At 47.6% G+C, this 19,792-nt stretch carries 21 protein-coding genes; 9 read left to right on the top strand and 12 right to left on the bottom strand.

From position 1 onward, the window contains the following. Positions 1-4: 4 nt before the first annotated feature. Complete coding sequence (locus LEUMU_RS0114985) at positions 5-949, bottom strand: STM4015 family protein (protein WP_022953103.1); 945 nt, start codon at positions 947-949, stop codon at positions 5-7. Positions 950-1,109: 160 nt separating this feature from the next. Between LEUMU_RS0114985 and LEUMU_RS0114980 the strand changes: the two genes are divergently transcribed. The 4 genes from LEUMU_RS0114980 to LEUMU_RS0114965 all read left to right on the top strand — a co-directional run bounded on the left by LEUMU_RS0114980 (position 1,110) and on the right by LEUMU_RS0114965 (position 5,844). Further along, positions 1,110-1,598, top strand: a complete 489-nt coding sequence (locus tag LEUMU_RS0114980) for a hypothetical protein (protein WP_022953102.1) — start codon at positions 1,110-1,112, stop codon at positions 1,596-1,598. A 183-nt stretch (positions 1,599-1,781) separates the two neighbouring features. Further along, positions 1,782-2,966, top strand: coding sequence for a hypothetical protein (locus LEUMU_RS28140; protein ID WP_157474354.1), 1,185 nt, complete (start codon positions 1,782-1,784; stop codon positions 2,964-2,966). 170 nt (positions 2,967-3,136) lie between these two features. Next, positions 3,137-4,333, top strand: a complete 1,197-nt coding sequence (locus tag LEUMU_RS0114970) for a peptidoglycan-binding domain-containing protein (RefSeq protein ID WP_022953100.1) — start codon at positions 3,137-3,139, stop codon at positions 4,331-4,333. A gap of 116 nt (positions 4,334-4,449) precedes the next feature. Then, positions 4,450-5,844 carry an MBL fold metallo-hydrolase gene (locus tag LEUMU_RS0114965; protein WP_022953099.1) on the top strand — a complete coding sequence of 465 codons (1,395 nt, stop codon included), beginning with the start codon at positions 4,450-4,452 and terminating at the stop codon, positions 5,842-5,844. Here LEUMU_RS0114965 and LEUMU_RS0114960 read toward each other — a convergent pair. From LEUMU_RS0114960 to LEUMU_RS0114945, 4 genes are all read right to left on the bottom strand, one after another. Next, on the bottom strand, positions 5,841-7,088 hold the full coding sequence (locus LEUMU_RS0114960; protein ID WP_022953098.1) for an NAD(P)/FAD-dependent oxidoreductase: 1,248 nt from the start codon (positions 7,086-7,088) through the stop codon (positions 5,841-5,843). The two genes, LEUMU_RS0114965 and LEUMU_RS0114960, sit on opposite strands and share 4 nt — an antisense overlap. Before the next feature lie 21 nt (positions 7,089-7,109). Continuing rightward, positions 7,110-7,733: a LysE family translocator gene (locus tag LEUMU_RS0114955; RefSeq protein WP_022953097.1), complete on the bottom strand. Its 624-nt coding sequence runs from the start codon at positions 7,731-7,733 to the stop codon at positions 7,110-7,112. 171 nt (positions 7,734-7,904) lie between these two features. Next, a complete protein-coding gene (locus tag LEUMU_RS26270) occupies positions 7,905-8,507 on the bottom strand; it encodes a CBS domain-containing protein (RefSeq protein WP_022953096.1) in 603 nt (200 codons plus the stop codon). 124 nt (positions 8,508-8,631) lie between these two features. Beyond that, positions 8,632-8,967, bottom strand: coding sequence for a hypothetical protein (locus LEUMU_RS0114945; RefSeq protein ID WP_022953095.1), 336 nt, complete (start codon positions 8,965-8,967; stop codon positions 8,632-8,634). Positions 8,968-9,084: 117 nt separating this feature from the next. Here LEUMU_RS0114945 and LEUMU_RS0114940 point away from each other — a divergent pair, with 117 nt between their 5' ends. After that, positions 9,085-9,711: an SGNH/GDSL hydrolase family protein gene (locus LEUMU_RS0114940; protein ID WP_022953094.1), complete on the top strand. Its 627-nt coding sequence runs from the start codon at positions 9,085-9,087 to the stop codon at positions 9,709-9,711. Positions 9,712-9,902: 191 nt separating this feature from the next. Here LEUMU_RS0114940 and mgtE read toward each other — a convergent pair whose 3' ends face one another. Next, positions 9,903-11,264 carry a magnesium transporter gene (mgtE, locus tag LEUMU_RS0114935; RefSeq protein WP_022953093.1) on the bottom strand — a complete coding sequence of 454 codons (1,362 nt, stop codon included), beginning with the start codon at positions 11,262-11,264 and terminating at the stop codon, positions 9,903-9,905. Beyond that, positions 11,257-12,672 (bottom strand): hemolysin family protein, encoded by a 1,416-nt coding sequence (locus tag LEUMU_RS26265; protein WP_022953092.1) that lies wholly within the window; start codon positions 12,670-12,672, stop codon positions 11,257-11,259. Before LEUMU_RS26265 ends, mgtE begins: the two co-directional genes overlap by 8 nt. 238 nt (positions 12,673-12,910) lie before the next feature. Between LEUMU_RS26265 and LEUMU_RS28135 the strand changes: the two genes are divergently transcribed. Further along, positions 12,911-13,492 (top strand): rhodanese-like domain-containing protein, encoded by a 582-nt coding sequence (locus LEUMU_RS28135; protein WP_022953091.1) that lies wholly within the window; start codon positions 12,911-12,913, stop codon positions 13,490-13,492. 92 nt (positions 13,493-13,584) lie between these two features. Here the strand turns inward: LEUMU_RS28135 and LEUMU_RS0114920 are convergent, their stop codons facing one another. The 5 genes from LEUMU_RS0114920 to LEUMU_RS0114900 all read right to left on the bottom strand — a co-directional run bounded on the left by LEUMU_RS0114920 (position 13,585) and on the right by LEUMU_RS0114900 (position 17,597). Further along, positions 13,585-14,430, bottom strand: coding sequence for a mechanosensitive ion channel family protein (locus tag LEUMU_RS0114920; RefSeq protein ID WP_022953090.1), 846 nt, complete (start codon positions 14,428-14,430; stop codon positions 13,585-13,587). A gap of 24 nt (positions 14,431-14,454) precedes the next feature. Beyond that, positions 14,455-14,679, bottom strand: coding sequence for a hypothetical protein (locus tag LEUMU_RS0114915; protein WP_022953089.1), 225 nt, complete (start codon positions 14,677-14,679; stop codon positions 14,455-14,457). Beyond that, positions 14,676-15,260, bottom strand: a complete 585-nt coding sequence (locus LEUMU_RS0114910; RefSeq protein ID WP_169446438.1) for an RNA polymerase sigma factor — start codon at positions 15,258-15,260, stop codon at positions 14,676-14,678. Before LEUMU_RS0114910 ends, LEUMU_RS0114915 begins: the two co-directional genes overlap by 4 nt. Before the next feature lie 123 nt (positions 15,261-15,383). Beyond that, positions 15,384-16,556 carry a DUF481 domain-containing protein gene (locus LEUMU_RS0114905; protein ID WP_022953087.1) on the bottom strand — a complete coding sequence of 391 codons (1,173 nt, stop codon included), beginning with the start codon at positions 16,554-16,556 and terminating at the stop codon, positions 15,384-15,386. 141 nt (positions 16,557-16,697) lie between these two features. Further along, positions 16,698-17,597 (bottom strand): LysR substrate-binding domain-containing protein, encoded by a 900-nt coding sequence (locus tag LEUMU_RS0114900; protein ID WP_022953086.1) that lies wholly within the window; start codon positions 17,595-17,597, stop codon positions 16,698-16,700. A 95-nt stretch (positions 17,598-17,692) separates the two neighbouring features. Between LEUMU_RS0114900 and LEUMU_RS0114895 the strand changes: the two genes are divergently transcribed. From LEUMU_RS0114895 to LEUMU_RS26255, 3 genes are all read left to right on the top strand, one after another. After that, positions 17,693-18,850 carry a TauD/TfdA family dioxygenase gene (locus LEUMU_RS0114895; RefSeq protein ID WP_022953085.1) on the top strand — a complete coding sequence of 386 codons (1,158 nt, stop codon included), beginning with the start codon at positions 17,693-17,695 and terminating at the stop codon, positions 18,848-18,850. Between the two features lie 361 nt (positions 18,851-19,211). Then, positions 19,212-19,475 (top strand): CopG family ribbon-helix-helix protein, encoded by a 264-nt coding sequence (locus LEUMU_RS0114890; protein ID WP_022953084.1) that lies wholly within the window; start codon positions 19,212-19,214, stop codon positions 19,473-19,475. 2 nt (positions 19,476-19,477) lie between these two features. Beyond that, positions 19,478-19,771 (top strand): type II toxin-antitoxin system RelE/ParE family toxin, encoded by a 294-nt coding sequence (locus tag LEUMU_RS26255; RefSeq protein ID WP_022953083.1) that lies wholly within the window; start codon positions 19,478-19,480, stop codon positions 19,769-19,771. The last annotated feature ends 21 nt before the right edge of the window (positions 19,772-19,792 follow it).

Raw genomic sequence — 19,792 nt, 5'->3', positions numbered from 1 at the left:
GAATTTACTCCGAAGCGAAGATGTAGCGATACACCTCGTCGTCGTATTCCTCGGCCTCATTTTGATCATCCATAATCAACGTCGGCAAGTTTTTGGCCGCGCTTAGCTTGGCCATCATCTCATCGCTCATAAAGTGATGATGCAAATCCAGCGTAGTGAGTTGCGAAAGTTTGTCGCTCTCTAATAAGACTTTAGCGCCGACATCGCTTAGGTTACCGTTAGATAAATCTAATGTGATTAGCGATGTGGGTAGCTCAGCATTGGCGACTGTCTCAGCCAAGTCATCGCTCAGGTAATAATTTCTCAAGCCTAAATATGTGAGCTTAGGAAATTGCTGACCTAAGCCATTTAGGAAGGCCGCAATGTCATCCTTGCCGATCGTGCAACCGTAGTTATCATCACCCAACCAGAGCTCTAAATGCGTCAATTCAGGGATGTTGGCTAAGCGCGCTTGCTCTAATACTTCACTGTTAATGCCGCCGCTTTCGATAACGATTTTTTGCAGACGGTTGTGCATCACAGTGCCCAGCGATAGATGCTCACCACCACGAATTTTTAAGTATTCCAACTTGGGAAACGCACTGTACAGCGGGGAAATATCGGACTGTTGAATCCACGATACTTCGCACTCTTCCAGCTCCATATCGCCGATAAATAAAGAGCGTAATGCCGGGAATAGCTCACTTTGCTGGCACAATAAACCAATCGGCAAGCTACTATTCACCTCGTAAGACTCACCCCACACGCCAATAATCAGGCTATCCATAAGCGGCAGATGCTCGGCAGCAGCCTCCATGAATTTTGCAAAGTACTCATCAAAGGCAAGATCATCGTCATACGGGTTTACCGACAGACGAGTGACGGATTGTGCTGGGTCAGCGACTGGCTTGCCAACTTCCCAAGTAACGAGTGGCTTACCGGCAAATGATTGCGTGGCGGAGAAGGTCATAAGTGCTTCCTATTTTTACGATTATGTCGAATGCATTTTGGCTAATCATAGCAAGCTCTATTGCTGAGGGCTATGCTGTGAAAAAAGTGGTTTTTATATCGTTAAAACCGCTACTTTTGTTTACTATGTGCTCAAAGATAAGTTTGGAATAGGATACATTATGGATAATCCCTATCAGGCTCCGACGGCGAATGTTGATACTGGTATCGTTGAGCCGCCGAGTAAAAAGGGTTGGAAGATTTTCGCGTGGTTTTTGTTGACGATGCAGTTGCTGGCCGTTTTCTTTGTGATGCTAGTTAGCACTGAAGAATATGAGTCTGAAATGACGGTATTGGATAATATTTCGATGCTATTGATTTACCCCGCGATTATTATTGGTGTGTTCGCATTCGCCTATAGCTGGAAACTGTTATCGCCCATTTACTGGAAACTGTTGATCGTGATCGGCGTGGTCATGGATATTTATAGCGCGTATCTGCAAGGCTTTGCCGTTGAAGATCTGGGGCTATGGGGGGTAATGGGCTATTTGTTTGTGGGTGGGATTGTGTTTCTGGTGTTGCTAATGGCGTTTCTACAATACTTTGCGCTCTACCAATATGCGTTTAAATCACCGGAAATCTGGATATCGCAAGATAAAAATGAATCTTAAGTGTTTTGTGTAATCTAAGCACTTATCAGATCAACTTAAGAACTATTTTCGTTTTATAGGGTCTTTAGTGGCTAGTAATTGACTTAAATTAAGGGCTGCCGTTCATAGATTGATAGTTCTGTTTAAGCCCTGAAATCATGTATGCTGCATGGCATTATTAAATCGTTTTATAAAGGAATCAAAATGGCATTACGTACCTATAAAATCATCGCTCTGGCGGCCAGCCTTTCAACCTTATTAATGGTTGGTTGTAGCTCAGATGATAAAGCCAAGACAGATGCGGCTGCAGAGCAGTCTAAGTCTGTTGTTGAAGCCACTAAAGAAGCAGCCAGCGATGCTGCAGCGAGCACTGAAGCGGCCGTTGAAGCAACGACTGAGGCAGCAGCAGACGCTAAAGACGCGGCTGTAGAAAAAACAGAAGAAGCGGTTGAAGCAGTTAAAGAAATGACTGACGAAGCAGCAAGCAAAACTGAAGACGCAGCTGATGCAACGGCTGACGCGGCAACTGAAGTTGCTGATGATGCAGCGGCAACCACCGATGCAGCGGCTGACTCAGTTGCTGAGAAAGTAGATGCTGCCGTTGATGCAGTGAAAGACTCTGCCGCTGATATGGCAAAAGAAACGACTGAAAAAGCCAGCTCAATGGTTGAGACGGCTAAAGAAGTCGCTTCAGACGCTAGCGAGAAAGCAGCAGAAGTGGTTGATGTAGCCGCTGATAAAGCCGCAGCAATGGTTGATACAGCCAAAGAAGTAACCAGTGAAGCCGCTGGCAAAGTGTCTGAAGCAGCCGGCGCAATGGTTGACTCAGCAACTGAGAAAGCGAGCGAAGCCGTTGATGCAACTAAAGAAGCAGCAGGTTCTTTATTGAAATCAGCTTCTGGCATGGCATCTGATGCAAGCGATGCGCTAACTGGAACGGCTGATGACGCCGCTGAAATGGCTGACACAGCAACAGACGCAGCAGTTGAGACTGCAACGGAAGCGACTGAAGAAGCTGCAGCAATGACCGAAGAAGCAACTGATGCTGCAACAGATACTGCTGAAGAAGCCGCTGATATGACAGAAGCTGCAATGGATGAGACTGCTGCTGAAGCAGAAGCCGTTGCTGAAGAAGCTGCTGAGATGGCCGATGAAGCTGCCGCAGAAGCCGAAGCTGCTGCTGATGTAGCCGCTGCCGCCAATGCAGACGCTGATGCCGCTGCAGATATGGCTGATGAAGCCGCTGCCGAAGCAGAAACTGCAGCTGATGCTGCAATGGACGCCGCTGCTGATGCAGTAGAAGGTATGGACTCTACATTCCAGGAAGCTGCCGATGCAGTAATGGATGCCGCTGAGCCAGCTGAAACAGAAACAAAAACGGCTGAGTAAGTTTTTCTCAGTTAGTGCATAAAGACAGGCCTCGCAATTGCGGGGCCTGTTTGGTTTTAGGCGATAGCACATTGATGAAAATGGCGGAAATTTAATAAAAATCAGCATGGCGCGGGCTATACTCAAAGCAGCAGAATTGAATTCTAAACCCCTATTTGCAGGAGCGTCGCATGAGTCTCAACCTGAAAGATACCGCCCTAGATAAAGCCTTTCCCGATAATTTCTCTGGTACCCTTAAGCGTGGTTCACGCGGCAATACGGTCGTGGCCACTCAATATGCGCTGGGACGCTTAGGGCATTTAACGGACTTATGCGATGGCAGCTTTGGCCCGATCACCGAAGCGGCGGTAAAGTCTTTTCAACGAGCCACCAGCGGCTTAGCTGAATCCGGCATTGTCGATACTGATACCCTCAAAGCGCTGGATAAGGCTGTCTCATCACAAGACTTCAGGTCACCCGCCGCAAAATCAAGCGACCCGATGGCGTATCTCTCCGATTTTCGGGCGCGTGGCTTGCCGGATATTTATGTATCAGGCTCTGAAGAAAACCTCACCTGGGATCATCACGTCATTCAGGAAGCCTACGGGCGTTTCGTTCCTGGCTACTGGGAAGTGATGAAAGCCAATTTAGTGGAAGGTGACTGCAAAAATATCGCGCTATTCCTAATGGATCAATTCCGCAAACAACTCAAAGCCGATACCTTAATTGATCTACCCCATCCGGTATTAGGCGCTGGTCAACGAGAAAAAAACTGGATAGTTGCCACGACGGATAAAACCACCGGCTTATTTAGTCATATGGATGATCATCGGGTAGGGCGCTATGACTATCCTGCGATGAAAAAAGTGCAGGCGCTGGATAAAGATCATTCCATGATTTACGGCGTGAATGTGCACTATCCTGAAATCGCCACCGACCGAGTGGCCAAGTCGGTTAAGCGTTTATTTGATTGGGACCCTGGCTACGAAAACCATGGCGATACCCGCAAACCCGAAGTGCCGGTTAACCAGTTACAACCCGGCGAAATGATCTTTATTGATCATACGGGCAATGGCAGTTTTGACCATACCGTGAATATCATTAAAGTCGTGCGCGATGAGAATAGCCGTGTACGGCAGCTAACTCTTGGAATGGGCTCATTCGATGATATGCGCGATAACAGCTCTGCGACCATTGTGACCTACAGCGCGTTGAATCCATATTCTGAAGAAGTGATCGTAGATTTGGATGCTAACGGACTGATTACCAGTTCCAAAGTGAGCTACTCCTCGGAGCCAACGTATTTAGTTAAAACCCGTTATCGTGCAGTAACCACCCTGATGGAGCGCAAGCGTGGCGGCGTGATGATGGTGGGTCGCTGGACTTAAGCGGCGACCAAAAATAACTTAGTATTGATTGACTTACGTCAACTGCCTTGCGCCTGTCTATGACAGGATAAATTAACGATAGTGGTTTTTAGATTGTTCAATTGAGGAGGTAGGCGATGAAGATTAGTTTTCATGGTGCGGCAGAGGGCGTAACAGGCTCCTGCCATCTATTGCAGATCGGTAGTAAGAAGCTGCTGATTGATTGTGGCTTATTTCAAGGCTCCCGAGAAACTCAAGAAGAAAATGCCCGAGCCTTTGGTTTTGAAGCGCGCGATATTGATTACGTGTTATTGACTCATGCGCATCTTGATCATTGTGGTCGTATCCCGTTGCTAGCCAAGCGCGGTTTTAGCGGAGAAGTGATTAGTACTCATGCCACTCAGGAATTAGCACGAGTGGTCATGTTGGATTCGGCGCATTTAAATGAAGAAGAAGTGCGTCGTCAAAACCGTAAGCTACAACGCCTACGTCAACCCAATGCCTTAGTTGAGCCACTCTATAGCACCGAAGATGCCTTACACGCGCTGGATTTCTTTGGCCGACGTGCCAGTTATGATAAGCCAATTGACGTGGCTAAAGGCATTCGAGCTACATTTATCGACGCTGGTCATATTCTCGGTTCGGCTTGCATTTTTCTAGAGCTGGAAGAGGATGGCCAACAGCGTACAGTACTATTTTCCGGGGACCTTGGCACTGATGGGAAGGCAATTTTGCAAGATCCAGCACCGCCACCCCATGCTGATGTAGTTGTGATGGAAACCACTTATGGTGATCGTCCACATAAGCAGTTGAAGCCATCGATTGAAGAATTTTATGAAGCAATTAACGACACCATGGCGCGTGGCGGTAATGTCATCATTCCAACCTTTGCCTTAGAGCGAGCGCAAGAGCTTTTATATTATCTGCATGAAGGCGCACAGCAAAAGCGCTTGCCTAATGGCTTGCAGTTATTTCTGGATTCACCGATGGCGATTTCGGCCACCGCGATTTTTGGTCGTCATCCAGAGTGCTACGACGCTGAAACCAATAAATTGTTTGCTGACGGACATGATCCTTTTGATTTCCCTAATCTGCACTTTGTGCATGAAACGTCAGAGTCTATCGCGCTGAATAATATTCACAGCGGCGCGCTGATTTTAGCAGGCTCGGGTATGTGTACCGGCGGGCGGGTACGTCATCATTTAAAGCGTAATCTATGGCGAAAAGACTGCAGTGTGATATTTGTTGGCTATGCCGCCAAAGGCACCTTAGCAAGACGGATTGTTGATGGCGCTAAAACGGTGAAAATCTTTGGTGAGGAGGTTGCGGTGAATGCCAGCATCTACACCATTGGTGGATTCTCGGCACATGCGGGGCAGACAGAGTTATTAGCGTGGCACCGTTCCATCAATAAACCCAAGACTACCTACTTAGTGCATGGGGAGATTGAGTCGATGGAGGTGTTTGCTGAACTGCTTAGCGATACCGAGGTGCGAATCGCTAAGCGTGATCAGGAATATGATTTGATTTAAACCCCAAAGCGCTTCGGTGAGTAAGGCTCTGCATTGATCTTGGTCTTTTCGCCCATTAACAACTGAGCCAATAGCTCGCCGGAGCCGGGGCCGGTAGAAAAACCAATGTGTTGATGTCCGGTATTAATCCATAAGCCTCTGCGCCGGGTTTCGCCAATCATCGGTAGTGAGTCGGCAAACGTCGGGCGGTTGCCTTGCCAATCCGGCTCATCCAGTTTCGGGCCTATATAGAAGGCAGTCTTGGCCAGTATTTCGGATTGGTCAAGCTGCTCACTGCTGTAAGGCGCATGTTGCTCATCCAGTGACACGCCGCAGGTGATACGCGTGCCGGCTTCCATTGGCGTCATGACATAGCCACCGGCCGCGTCATAAATTGGGCGGCTAATGGAGCGACCATCGATCGCTTTAAATTGGCGATGGCCACCGCGTTCAAAAAACAATGGCAGGCGCATGCCCATTTTTTTCATGACATCACGCGACCATGGGCCAGTGGCTAGCACCAAGTGCGTGCAGCGGCGACGTTCACCGGTTTCGCTGCTGAGTTGCCAGCGTAAGTCGCCACCTTGATCGATGGATTTAATATCGTGTTGTTCTAAGCGGCCACCTTGCGCAATAAACAACTTCACATAGGCTTCGGCAACTGCCGTTGGGTTATCCACTGAGCGATTGTCTTTAATCAGGGTGCCATGCTCAAAGACGGGTTTCATATTTGGCTCGATGTCGCTCAGCGTGTTCTTATCAAAGAACTCGGATTCAATCCCTTGTTGTTCCAAATAATTGCGTTCATATTGCGCAGCGCTGTAAGCCTCTTGAGTGCGGTACAGCTTTAGCCAGCCGGTTTTACGCAGTCGGCCTAGTTCGCCGGATTGCGTCAATAACTCTTCATGCAAACCGCTCGAATAGGTTAATAAATCGAATAGCGCTTGGGCGCGTGGCAGCGTGCTTTCCTGGCGGGCTAGCCAGAGAAATTTCATTAAGGTCGGGGCGTTTTTCAGCGCATAGCCAAAGTTATAGCGAAAGCCATTACTGCGATTACCCAGCAATTTTGGCAGCATCGGCAGCAAGCTTGGATTGTTAAATGGTAGCATGGAGCTCACTGCAATCACGCCGGCATTCCCATAAGAGGTTTCCATGGCAGGCGCTTTGCGATCAATCAGTGTGACTTGCTGGCCGCGGGCTTGTAGGGATAGCGCGGTGCTGATGCCGACCATGCCGGCACCCAATACGATAGTCGATTTACTCATAATAGCTTCCCAGAACTTTAATTAACCTAATGCCAACCAAACACCGACACCAATCATCAGACTACCAGCAATGCGGTTTAATAGGCGTACATTGCCACTTTTTTCCAGAAACGCGCGCAAGGTGCGGCCACCACTGGCATACATTAGCAGGCAGGTGAATTCTAAGGTGAGAATGACGGCAATTAATACTGCCAATTGAGGGGCCATTGGCATACTGGCATTTAAAAATGGGGGCAGTAAGGAGATAAAAAATGCCCAGCCTTTAGGGTTGGCAACCGCGGTGACAAAGCCCTGCATTGCTAATTCTTGACGACTGGCGACAGTGCCGGCTTCAAAGTTGTCGCTAATGGCCATTTTGCCGCGTGAGCGCCACATTTGAATCCCGATATACGCCAGATAAGCGCCACCGATGGATTTAAACACGGTAAACACTTGCGGGTAGTTCAGCATAATCGCCGCTACGCCAATTACTGATAATACGGCAACCAAGCCGACACCAACCAGCTCGCCAGCCATCATCCACAGCGCGCGCTTTACACCAATGGTCATACCCATGGTCATCGACAGCGTCATACACATACCGGGGGTGGCGGAAACAAAGAAGAACGTCGGAATAAAGACCGCTAACAAGGAGAGTTCAATCATGACAACATCATCTGGATTGCTGAGTTTAAAGGGCTATTAAACATCAGAAGGGAATAATAGTCTGCAAGATTTTGCGTGTTTTTAAAGGTAAAACGCCGGAGTGAGATGGAGGACTCACCCCGGCGCTGTCTTGCTAAATCAATTGCGTCTTAAAGCGCATTTGATGATGGCTTACATGACTTCCTTATTGGCAAAAATTACACGCTCTAAATCAGAGAAGGTATTGGCAACCGCGGTTGGGTTGATCTCAATATTCAGAGCGCGCTTGAAGTCAGAGGCTGAAAACAGGCCGCAGATCTTCATGTTTTCATCGCCACCTTGCACCACTAAAATGTGCTGTTCATTCAGCGACTTCAGTACCGTCACCATGTCGCCAATGCTGGCTTTATCCACATCGGCACGGGCAATGGCTTTAAGCTTGCTCTTGGGCGACATAATGCTTTTAACTTGAACTTCTGTGAGCGGAACGCCCGCTTCATTGGCGTAGGCCATTGGCTTTCTGCCCATCAAATCCATTGCGGTCACGACACCGGCAAAATTGCCTTTAATGTCGAGAACCATCAACGCGCGGATGTTATTAGTGCGCATGGTTTCAAGCGCATCGCTAATCGTCATAGTCGTGGAGACAGTAATAGCGTGTTGCTTACTAAAATCCACCATCAGATTAGTTGCTGATGAGTTGAGATTGTAGTGGCCGGTTAACGGCGCTGGTGTGATCAGACCACAGTTATTAGATAGGTTTTTAACTGCGATTCTCTTTAGTGTGCTAATCATAATATTATCCTGTTTTTATACATTTCGTGGTAGTACGGGTCGATACGAATTGAATCATCGCAAGCACGAAGCCCAACCATTGAGGTGCTTAAAAGGTCGGGTTAACAGTGACTTGCAAGGTAAATCAGGATAAGTGTGGCGGGGCGCGGATATTAGCAAAGAGAGACAGAGTACCGCTGCCCATCAAGATCAGTTCAGCAACAGCTTGGCGGGAGAGTGCACCGGGTAGTTGATAAACGGATGACTTGATAACGTCAGGGTGATCAATGTCTGGGTTTGCAGCTTCGGAGGGCTCAGCTTCGGGTACCGCATACATCGATTCCAGTGTGAATCCGCTGGCGGTATGGTCGCTACTGAGTAGGTTGGCAGCCGAAGGTTGGCTGACTAACAGCAGCATAAACAACAGCGTGGCGATGATCGCCGCTGTGGTTATACCTGCTAGTTTATCAACTCTTACCATCGTAGATGCCTAAAGAATGTTGTTGAGAATCTTTAGTATTCGCTTCTAATTTAGCTATTACAAATTAATGTTTATTCACATACGATAGCGCCCATAACTTTAATTTCAGGTGAGCTTATGTATCGAATTATGTGCTTTGGTGACTCCAATACTTGGGGCTTTATTCCGGTTAGTGCTGAGCGTTATGACCGTCAAACCCGATGGACTCAAGTCATGGCGAGTGCGCTAGGAAATCAGTATGAAGTGGTTGAAGAAGGCATGAACGGGCGGACCACGGTATGGAATGATCCGGTGGATGGCTTAATGAGTGGCTTGAACTATTTAAAGCCTTGCCTGATCTCTCAAAAGCCCTTGGATAAGGTGCTGGTGATGCTGGGAACCAATGATCTGAAAGATCGCTTTGGTGTGACTGCGCCGGAAATTGCAAAATCAGCTGGGCGTTTGGTGCGGATGATTCAAAGCAGTGATGCTGGCCCCAATGGTCGCGCGCCTAAAGTGGTATTAATGGCTCCGCCTCCTATCGTCGCAGGGCCAGATGGCTTTGGACTAAGACAGGCTGGTTTGGTGAAATCTCAAGGATTCGCCGAGAGCTTTGCGGCAATGGCTGATGAGCTTGGCTGTGAGTTTTTGAATACGGGTGACTATATCGAAAGTAGCCCGTTGGATGGCGTGCATTTTAGTGCGGAATCGCATCGTACATTGGGTGCGGTGATGGCTAAGTTTTTGCTGGAATCTAAGGTCTAAAGACTGCTTAGTCTCACGGCATTAATTGGCAGTAACAGCTTTAGCTAACCAAGGCCATGACACCGGCTACGCTTGAAAGCTACATCGCCAATAAAAGTGAAGCATAAAAAAGGGGCAATGATCACATGCCCCTTTTGATTGGGAGTTTAGCATCTGAGACTTATTAAACGCTCGATGCAAAAAGCTGGTGCCTACAGTAAAAACAACGTCGCCAGCCCCAAGAAGCTCACAAAGCCAATCACATCGGTTGCGGTAGTCAGTACCACACCACCTGCCAGCGCCGGATCAATCCCAAGCCGTTTCATAATCATTGGAATACCAAAGCCGGATAACGCGGCGATTAGCAAATTAATCACCATCGACGCGGCCAATACCAAGCTGATGCGAATATCGGTAAACCAGAAGTAAGAAACCAGTCCGACCACAATCGCCCACGTTACTCCGCTAATCCCCGAGATGGCGATTTCCTTATAGGCTAGCCACTTGGCATTACCCGAGCTAATTTTGCCGGTTGCCAGCCCTCGAATCATTAGGGTGAGTGTTTGACCACCGGCGATACCGCCCATGCTCGCTACAATCGGCATTAGTACCGCCAGCGCCACGATCTTTTCCAGCGTCGCTTCAAATAAACCAATGACCCAAGCGGCTAAAAAGGCGGTCGCCAAATTGATACCGAGCCAGAACAAACGACGCTTGGCACTGGGTAGAATCGGTGAGAATAAATCCTCGTCCTCATCCAAACCAACCGCACCCAGAATCTGGTGATCGGCTTCCTCGTGCATGATATCCATCATGTCATCCAGTGTGACACGACCTAGTAGCACGCCTTCATTATCCACCACGGCAATCGATACCAAGTCCAAATCGCGGAACATAATGGCCAGTTCACGCTGCGTGGTCGTTGGCGTTACATACAGCGCTTCCTTGTCCATCATATCCTGAACTAAGGCGTTTGGATTACCCGTAAGCAGGTCAGAGATGGGTAGTTCACCCTGAAACACGCGCTGGCGGTCAATCACCATCAAGCCATCGGTATGATCTGGAATGGATTCACGAATACGCAAAAATCGCAGTACAGTTTCCAGTGTAATATCCGAACGAATGGCAATCGCTTCGGTTTCCATTAAACGACCAGCAGAATCTTCCGGAAACGATAGCGTGTTTTCCAAGCTTTGCAGGCCATCGTCATCCAATGATTGGCGAATCGCTTCACCAATTTCGTCTGGCAGGGTGTCCACCACGTCGGCCAAGTCATTGTTATCGAGGTTGGAAACCGCTTCGATGATCTGCTCATGTTCCAGATTATTAGCGAGCGATGAACGTGCCACATCACCCAGCTCAAATAGTACGTCACCGTTACGGTCTTCCGGAATAAATCCCCACAACTGACTACGCAAACTGTCGGGTAAGGATTCCAAAAGGTGGGCAATTTCGCCCGCCTCAAGGTCGCTGAATATCTCATTCAGCACTTCCTTATTATAATCTTCGAGCGCTTCAATCACTGCATTGATCAGTTCCGGCGTATTGGCTTTTAGCTCGAAGATTTCAGACATTTGGTGTATCTCCTTTAGTAGTGTCTTCAGTATCAGTTTGGGTGTTGTCCGCATTGGCAGCGGCTTCGGCGCGCGCTTCGATATCCGCAATAATGGCTGGGCTTACTGGATAAACCTGCACGCGTCCTACGCGATTATTTTCAATATCCAGCGCTAAAAAGCGCAGGCCCGCTTCATTAATTTCATCGCCTGCGCGTGGCATACGGCTTAGCTGTTTCATAAACAGGCCGCTAATGGTATTGGATTCGATGCCATCATCAAAATCAACATGCGTGACGCGCTCTAAATCAGTGATGGAGATCAGGCCATCAGCTTCCCAGTGATCGCCCATCCAGCGCACAGGGGAATCGGTTTCATCAATATCCAGCTCATCAGAGATTTCACCAACAATTTCTTCCAGAATATCTTCCATGGTCACCGCACCGGCAAAGCAACCGTACTCATCCATTACCAAGGCCATGTGGTTGCGGTTGCGGCGCATCGATTCAAATAAGTCACTCACGGGTTGGGTTTCCGGAACCATTAATGGCTCACGCAAATTAGAGCGAATGGCTTCCAGTGGCGCTTCAGGTGTGGCATTGCCTAGCATCGCATTGTACAAATCTTTGACCAGCAAAATGCCAATCGGGGTATCCGGATTGCCATCAAATACCGGAAAGCGAGAGTGCTGCGTGGTGCGAATCATTTCCAGATTGTCTTCCCATGGCGCTTGCAAATCGAGCACGTCCATCTCATTACGTGGCACCATAATCTGCTGCACGCTGTGAGTGTCAAAATCAAACATATTGTGCAGCATGTCTGCTTTATGCGGGGTCATGTCGCCATGCTTTTCTGAAGTATCAATTATGCCGCGAATTTCCTCATCCGATAGCACATCGGCGTGAGTGGCTTCTTCAACATTAAACAATGCCAGAATCGAACCAGAGGTTTTATTCAGCAACCAGTTCATTGGGTAGGCCAGCAAATAGAACCAGCGCAGTGGGTAGGCACACCACATAGAAACCGGCTCCGCTTTACGAATCGCAAAGGTCTTTGGAACCTGCTCACCGACGACAATGTGTAAGGAAGAGAACAACAGGAAGCCAAGCGTAAAGGCCAGCGGGTGCAGAATTTCTTCCGGAATGCCGAATGACTTAAAGATTGGCTCCAGCAAGGCGGCAACCACTGGCTCTCCAACCCAACCTAAACCCAATGAGGCCATGGTGATTCCAAGCTGGCAAGCGGCCAGATAAGACTCCAGGTCGGCCATGATTTTCTGGGTGAGTACCGCGGTTTTATTGCCCTGATCCGCGAGCAGGTTGATTCTAAAGCTCTTGGCTTTAACCAGAGCAAACTCGGCTGCCACAAAGAAGGCATTGATTACCAATAAGACTACGATAGCGATCACGCTATAGGCTGGGTGTTCCATCCGTTTTTCCTTTTGAATTTTTACTTTATTTAGATTGGAGTGACCGAAGCGCTGAAAAGTCACAAACAATTTGTACTATATCAGCTGCCGGATTGCGGGCATGTTTTCGACACAAATAGATTTAAATTATTTTTAAAATAATTGTGACTTTATTGGAAGAGCAGACGTCTAACTCAGTACAAGATCACCAATGTGATCAGATCGTCAATAATGAACATCTATTATCAAGGAGATAATAATGAAAAACAAAAAAATGCTGGCTCTTGTTGCTTTTCTGGCTGTGATGGGTTCTTCAGCGGTATACGCAGAAAGTCATGCAGAAATGAGTGAAGAGACAGCCACTGAAGTCGCTGTTGAAGCTGCCGAGATGGTTGCGGATGTAGAAGCTGATATGGCTGCTGAAGCGGCAACAGAAGCAACGACTGATGCGGCTGATGCTGAGAAATCAAGTGTAATCAGTGATACATCGATCGCAATTTACTCTCAGAATGCGTACATCCAGTCCATTATGGAAAAGACAACGCACATTCAAGCGACTCGTTTGAAAGAGATTATGGCGCGTGGCGATGAAATCCTGTTGTTGGACGTGCGTCCTCGCAGTGAGTTTGAATCGACACCGGGTATTGAAGGTACGGCGATGAACATTCCTCGTAACTTCTTGGAAGTTGAAGCGTATGAGAAGCTGGCTGATAAAGATGCAGCAATCATTATCGTGAGTTCAAAAGGTATTCGTGGTGGCTTGGCGGCTAATACACTAACAGCGATGGGCTATACCAATGTCCGTAACTTGTTAGGTGGTGTGGAAGGCTGGACCAAGTAATAAGATCCGTGTTGTGAGTAGTACCCTTTTGCCCCGGTCAGAGAGGTCTTACCGGGGCCTTTTTTTGCCCCGGTATTTTGTAGATTGCTCGCTTAAGAAGAGATTTTAACAACGTGGTTGTAAAGCGTTGAGTTTGGAATCGAGACTTCTTCATTGTCATCAACGACAATAATCGTACTCAGCGTGCTAACTTCACGCACCACACCCGTTACATCATTCAATTGAATAATATCACCTTGCTTAAATTGTTCACGGGCATAGATTCCCGCCAGCAGATTGTGCGCCACTTCCCGAGAGCCAAGGCCTAACGAGACGGCCAACGTCAGCATGATTCCCGCAACCACCAGCATAATAATGTTATGCAGTAAGACGGTTTCAATATCTAGCTGTTCCAGCCCCACCAATACAATCACGGTGACCATAATACCGTAGACTAGGTTCCCCAGCGTTTTAGCCGAGTTGGAGCCGATGGTGGCTGGCTTCTCCATAATGGTTCGCCGTAAAAACTGCGAAAACATCATGCCGAAAATAATGATCACTAAGGCGGTGATGATTTTGGGTAAGAAGGCGATAAAGCTCTTAAACAAATTCACCAGATCGGTAAGGCCCAGCATATTGGCTGCCGGTACCATAAATACAAATAACACCAACCAGAACACCATTTTGCCAGCAAGAATAGAAGGGCGTTTGACTAAGCCCGCATCCTGCATGACATCAGAAACACCGGCTTTGCTGCTGATGCGGTCTAGTCCCACCCGACGCAGCACGGTTTGGCTGATTTTTTTCAGCACCATCGCCACGATAATGCCGAGTAATAAAACCAGCACCGCACCGATGAGGTTGGGTAATGAGCTAAGAACACCAGACCACTGTGCAGTCAGATTGCTGACGACGGTGTTCTGAAGTTTTTCAAAATCAACTAATGTATTGAAATCCATAAACAATGACTTCCGTTGAAGAATTTATCGGTTGTTGACCAACAGCTTGAGAAGGCTGCTGAGCATCGTAAACATGGCGCTAATTAAGTGACCGAAGAAAATTAAGATATCGCGGATGGCCAACTCGTGCAGGCTACGGCCTAAAATGGCTTTCAGGCGAGAGCGGGAAGAGCGGTGGTTGCTTTGCTTGCTTTGTTTGAAAATATTCTTAACAAGCGATTCAAGGTCCTGCTGTTCTTGTTTGCTCATGTGCAGTACTTCTCATGCAGGGCTTTGAATTTTTCCAGCGTGCGATAAAATGCCATTTTGGTGGCACTGAGTTGTTTACCCAGTACATTGGAAATTTCTTCGATTGATAATTCACTGGTGAAGCGAAGCAAGATCACATCGCGCTCATCTTCGCGCATTTTGCTAATCACATTTTGCACGCAATTACGTTCATCCTCGGCTTCGGAGAGTTTAGCCGTGTCGGCGGCTTCATCCTCGTAGTCGGTTTGTGTGTCGTCATCATTTGCAAATTCATGAAACTGATCAAAGCGCTGGTTTTTGCCCAGCAAGGTTTTGCAGTGATTAATGGCAATGCTAAACAGCCAGGTTTTAAACGTAGAGCGGTGCTCAAAGGCGGGTAGCGTGTGAAACACCTTCATAAACACTTCCTGCGTGGCATCTTCCGCATCACTTTCAACCGACAAATAGCGTCGGCACATGTAGAAAACAGGCTTTTGATAACGCTTGACCAGCTCTTCATAGCTTGTTGAGTTGTACGGAAGCTCTGTCTGACATTGGCGCACTAATGTGTCGTCGTCCAGAGTGGAGAGTGTAGTTTTCATGAATAGTGGAGTAAGGCCGGAAGAGGGCAGTATACAGTATTCGCTGATATTGGTAAGCGCACCAAATTCCAGATACAAAAAAGCGAAGGATGGGGGAAACATCCTTCGCTTAATGTTACGCGCTTAACGTAAGCGGTAACTCACACCCATGTTTAAAGAGGTGTCAACATCTTGGTTGCCGTTGTTGGCAATGCCATCGTCAACTTTTGATGCTTTAGCGGTCAGAGTCAGGTCTAACTGGTTGTCCAGGTAGTAACGGAACGTAGAAGCCAATGTGTTAGTCGTTACATCATCAACTGCGTCGTCGCCAGACTTGCTGTAATCCAACAACCAAGCATTTTCCCAGTCAACTTTGTCAGTCAGCTCGTGAGTCAATGTCATTGCATTGTTCACTTGGTACGCTGCATCGTCGTCGCCGTAAATGGTAGACAGGCTAGCGACGTTAGAGAACTGTGTGCGGTTGTTCAAAGGACGGTGGTATTCAGCACCAAAATCCAAAGAAGGGTCGCCGCCATCCGTACCGTCGTAGTTGCTGACTACCGCACCAACACCTGCACGAACTAACCAACCGTATTTACGGCTAGAGATGAATTCGTTTTGCAGTACGTCGTTAGCTTTGATTACGCCACCAGCGCCTAAGTTGCCGCCCAGTGCTTTTTCCATGTCAGCAATCCAGTGCTGGTCATAGCTGCCGTAACCGAACTTGCTTTTGTACTCGTTCTCACGAGACACAATGTTCGCCACTTGCTGGTAAACCGCTACTGAAGGCGTCGCAGTCAGAGCACCTTGCTCACGTAATGCTTCAACCAAGCGAATCGCTTTAGCCATTGGCGTTACGTTAACCACACGGCCGTAACCTAAACCCAAACCAACTTTTGCATATGGGTCATCAGCGTCTTTCTTCAGGCCTAGTGCGCCAGAGCCGTACCAGAACGCGCCTTTTGAGCCCGGACGGAAATAGTTATCTGCAGTCACAGAGCCGTTGACCAAGTAAGTGCTTTCTGAACCAGCACCTGCCGTAGAGTCACGGCTAACTGAACCGTCTGCGTAGAAAGACACGCCAACGTTACGGTTAGGGCTGCTGAATACGCGATCGTAATCTAAAGACAACTCAGCGTTGTAAGCTGATTGATCTTGGTTACCATCAGTGGCACTAAACTGGCCATTGATGTATGCATCTTCATAAGCACTAGTTGCTTCTGTGTAGTCATACAAGGTGACTTCAGCTAATGCTGCGCCGCTGGCTGACAACAATGCGAACGATACTGCTGTTGCTAATTTTGTTTTCATGTTCATGAGTAGGTTCCCTTTACTAAGGTGTAAATAATTAAATTTTTTGTGGAGCATGTAACTGAGACTGGTGGTCTCTCGGGAAAGTCACAATTTATTTTAATATTTTTTGTGATGGCTCATGATGAGTGGTTGTATTCTTTTAAGTCACTGATTTTGTTTTGGTTTAATGGTTTTTAGCCAGTCTTTAAATAACTCAGCGGCTTTGCTTAGCGGGCGCTCTTTATTGTAAATCAGAAAATAACTATCCACGGTATCGACGTAAACATCGAATGGCGCGACCAATTGCCCCCGCGCTAAATTATCGGCTAATAGCTCGTCATAACTTAGTAGTACGCCACCATCATTCACCGCTAATGCAACGGCTGCTGCTGCGGTATCGACTTGATGGCTCACAGGAATGCGCGGCGCAGCGTTGAGGTTGGTGACTTTAAACCAGTCCTCCCACTGTTGGTGATTACCCAGAATATCAATCAGTGGCAATTGCTGTAGGTCGTCAATGCTGTGGAGCTGGCTGGCTAAGCGTGGCGAGCAAAATGGGCGTAGCTTGGGCGTGATCAGGCAATCGCTGTGCATATTGGGCCAGTGGCCTTTGCCATGCCCGATGGTGAGGTCGGCGGATAAGCCAATGGACTCCGTATTCCAGTTGGTACTGCTCAGGCGCAGGGTGACGCCCGGATATAGTTTGGTGAATTCGGGAAGCCTCGGCGCAAGCCATAACATTAAGAAGGCGATATTCACCTGTAAGTTGAGCACGCCATATTTCAGGGGTGAAAAAATATCGTGGGTGGCGCGTTGGACTAATTGCAGCGCTTCCTGCACTGAAGGCAAATACGCCATACCACTATTGGATAGTGACAGCTTTTTATGATCGCGAATAAATAGCGGCTGCCCGAGGTTTTCTTCTAACAAGCGAATCTGCTGGCTTACCGCCGATTGCGTCATATTCAACTCTTTGGCGGCTGCCGTAAAGTTGAGTAATCGCGCCGCGGTGGCAAAGGTTTTTAGCCAATTTAATGGCGGGAGTGGCTGTTGATGATTTTGCATTAGCTATACTTATCAAAAAGCCCATAATTAGTCATTTACTATCGTTGTGCTTATTGCTTTAAAGTGCAGCTTCACACTTTGACGAGCGCCTTACTATGTCTGCACAAATTCAGAATACGCCATTGCAAGCCTCACCGGTACTGGACGCGGCCAGTTTGGGTGAGCACTGTTTAAGCCTGAGCTGGAGTGATGGCAAGCGTGCTAACTTTCATTTTCTGTGGCTGCGGGATAACTGCCCAAGCACCTTGCACCCCGATACGCAGGAACGTGTGTTTAATCAGCTGAGTGTGACGTCGGAGATTCATCCGCTGAGTTATGACGTGACTGGTGACACACTAATCATTAACTGGTCGGAGGGCGAGCACCAAAGTGTGTTTGCGGGGCAGTGGCTGCGCGAACACGCGTACTCTGGTGACTTACGCTCGAATAATCGCCCGACTGATCGCAGCTGGGATAAAGGCTTTCTTGATAAAATCCAGAGCGCTGATTATGAAGCGATTATCTCGGATGATCAGGCTTTGTATGACTGGATGAAGCAGCTGGATCGCGATGGATTGATTTTGGTGAAGAACATGCCATCCACCCCGCAAGCATTGGATGATGTGGCGCATCGCATTGATTATCAGCGCCAGACTAACTTTGGGATGACCTTTGAAGTGCGCTCCGAGCCTAAGCCGGTTAATCTGGCTTACACCTCGCTGGCCTTGCCATTACATACTGATCTGACTAATCAAGAAACGCCACCGGGCTATCAGTTTTTGCATTGTTTGGTGAATGAGGCAGAGGGTGGCGAATCGGTGTTTGCAGATGGCTTGCGCGTGCTGGAAGACTTACGCAAAGAAGCGCCTGAGCAGTTTGATATGCTGGCAAATAATGCCATTCCGTTTCGTTTTCATGATGATGAGCATGACATTCGCCACCATCATCCGGTGATTAATTTAGACCATGAAGGTAATATTGTTGAGCTGAAATACAATGCGCATCTGGCGAGTATTTTTGATCTGCCGGAAGCGATTATGCATGAGTATTATTTGGCGTATCGCGAGCTGATGGCGCGGTTACAGTCAGCGCGTTATAAGATTCAGTTGAAGCTTACTGAAGGCACCATGGCGGTGTTTGATAATCGTCGGGTATTGCATGGGCGGACGGCGTTTGAAGCCAGTGGTAAGCGCCATTTACGCGGTTGTTATGTTGATCGGACGGAGTTTCAGAGTCGGTTGCGGGTGCTTGGGCGGGTTTATGATGGCAAGTAAACGGATTTGATCATATTACTTAAGCCATGCTGTTGTGATGGCAGCATGGCTTTTTTGTTTGTGCAGTAAGCCGGCTTGAATTTAATGACGCAGATCCGCCAAGAAGTAAACTGCGTGATGGCAAGGTTATCGTGCCTGACCAACCCTTCGGAGTGTCAGCGTGGTTATTTTGTCATGTGCAAAAAGTGTCCCAATTATCAACAGATTCAACCTCCTAAGATCCTGTAAAACTATTATTTATTGTCTGATTGCTAAGGGGCAATTAAGTATTGAAGGTTGGGAAGGTAATAATTGACAATAAGTAACACTAGTTGTTTAATTGGGTTTAAGTTGGAGATATATCTAAAATAGGTACTTAACGTTGACTACAATCAAATTAACAGACGAAGTTTTAAGTGATGTGAAATTTCTTGCTGATGAGCAAGGTCGCTCACCTCATTGGGTTATGTTAGAGGCGATAAAAAAATACGTTCGTGAAGCAAAGCAAGCTATTGAAGACGAAAAGGCATGGCTTCAATCTGGGGTTGATGCTTTAAAAAATGCTGAAGAAAATGGCTATGCTTACACGGCAGAAGAAATGAACGCAGAAATTGATCAGCTCAAAGAGACATTGCGGAACCAGTAACTATGGGCTATTCAATTCGTTATACTGCAGAAGCGGCAAGTGACCTGCGTAAACTGACAACGTTTGAGGTTCAGAATACCGGTGAGTCTAAAGGTATCGATTATTTGCGATTGATGCTGGAAAACCTTGCTGATAATCCGAATATCGGTACTCAGTACGAAGAGCATTTTGGAGTGCGCCAAATTCATGTTCCTTATGGAAAATCGGGCTACTCAGCACTTTATAAGGTACATGATGTCATTGAAATTGTCGGTATTCTCAGAATAAAACACCAGCGACAAAATACTTATTCCTGACCTGATTGAACTGCTTCGCTA

The sequence above is a fragment of the Leucothrix mucor DSM 2157 genome, from assembly GCF_000419525.1.
In the GTDB taxonomy this organism is placed as follows: domain Bacteria; phylum Pseudomonadota; class Gammaproteobacteria; order Thiotrichales; family Thiotrichaceae; genus Leucothrix; species Leucothrix mucor.
The sequence above is the reverse complement of the archived record's forward strand: the minus strand, read 5'-3'. Positions and strand labels throughout refer to the sequence as shown.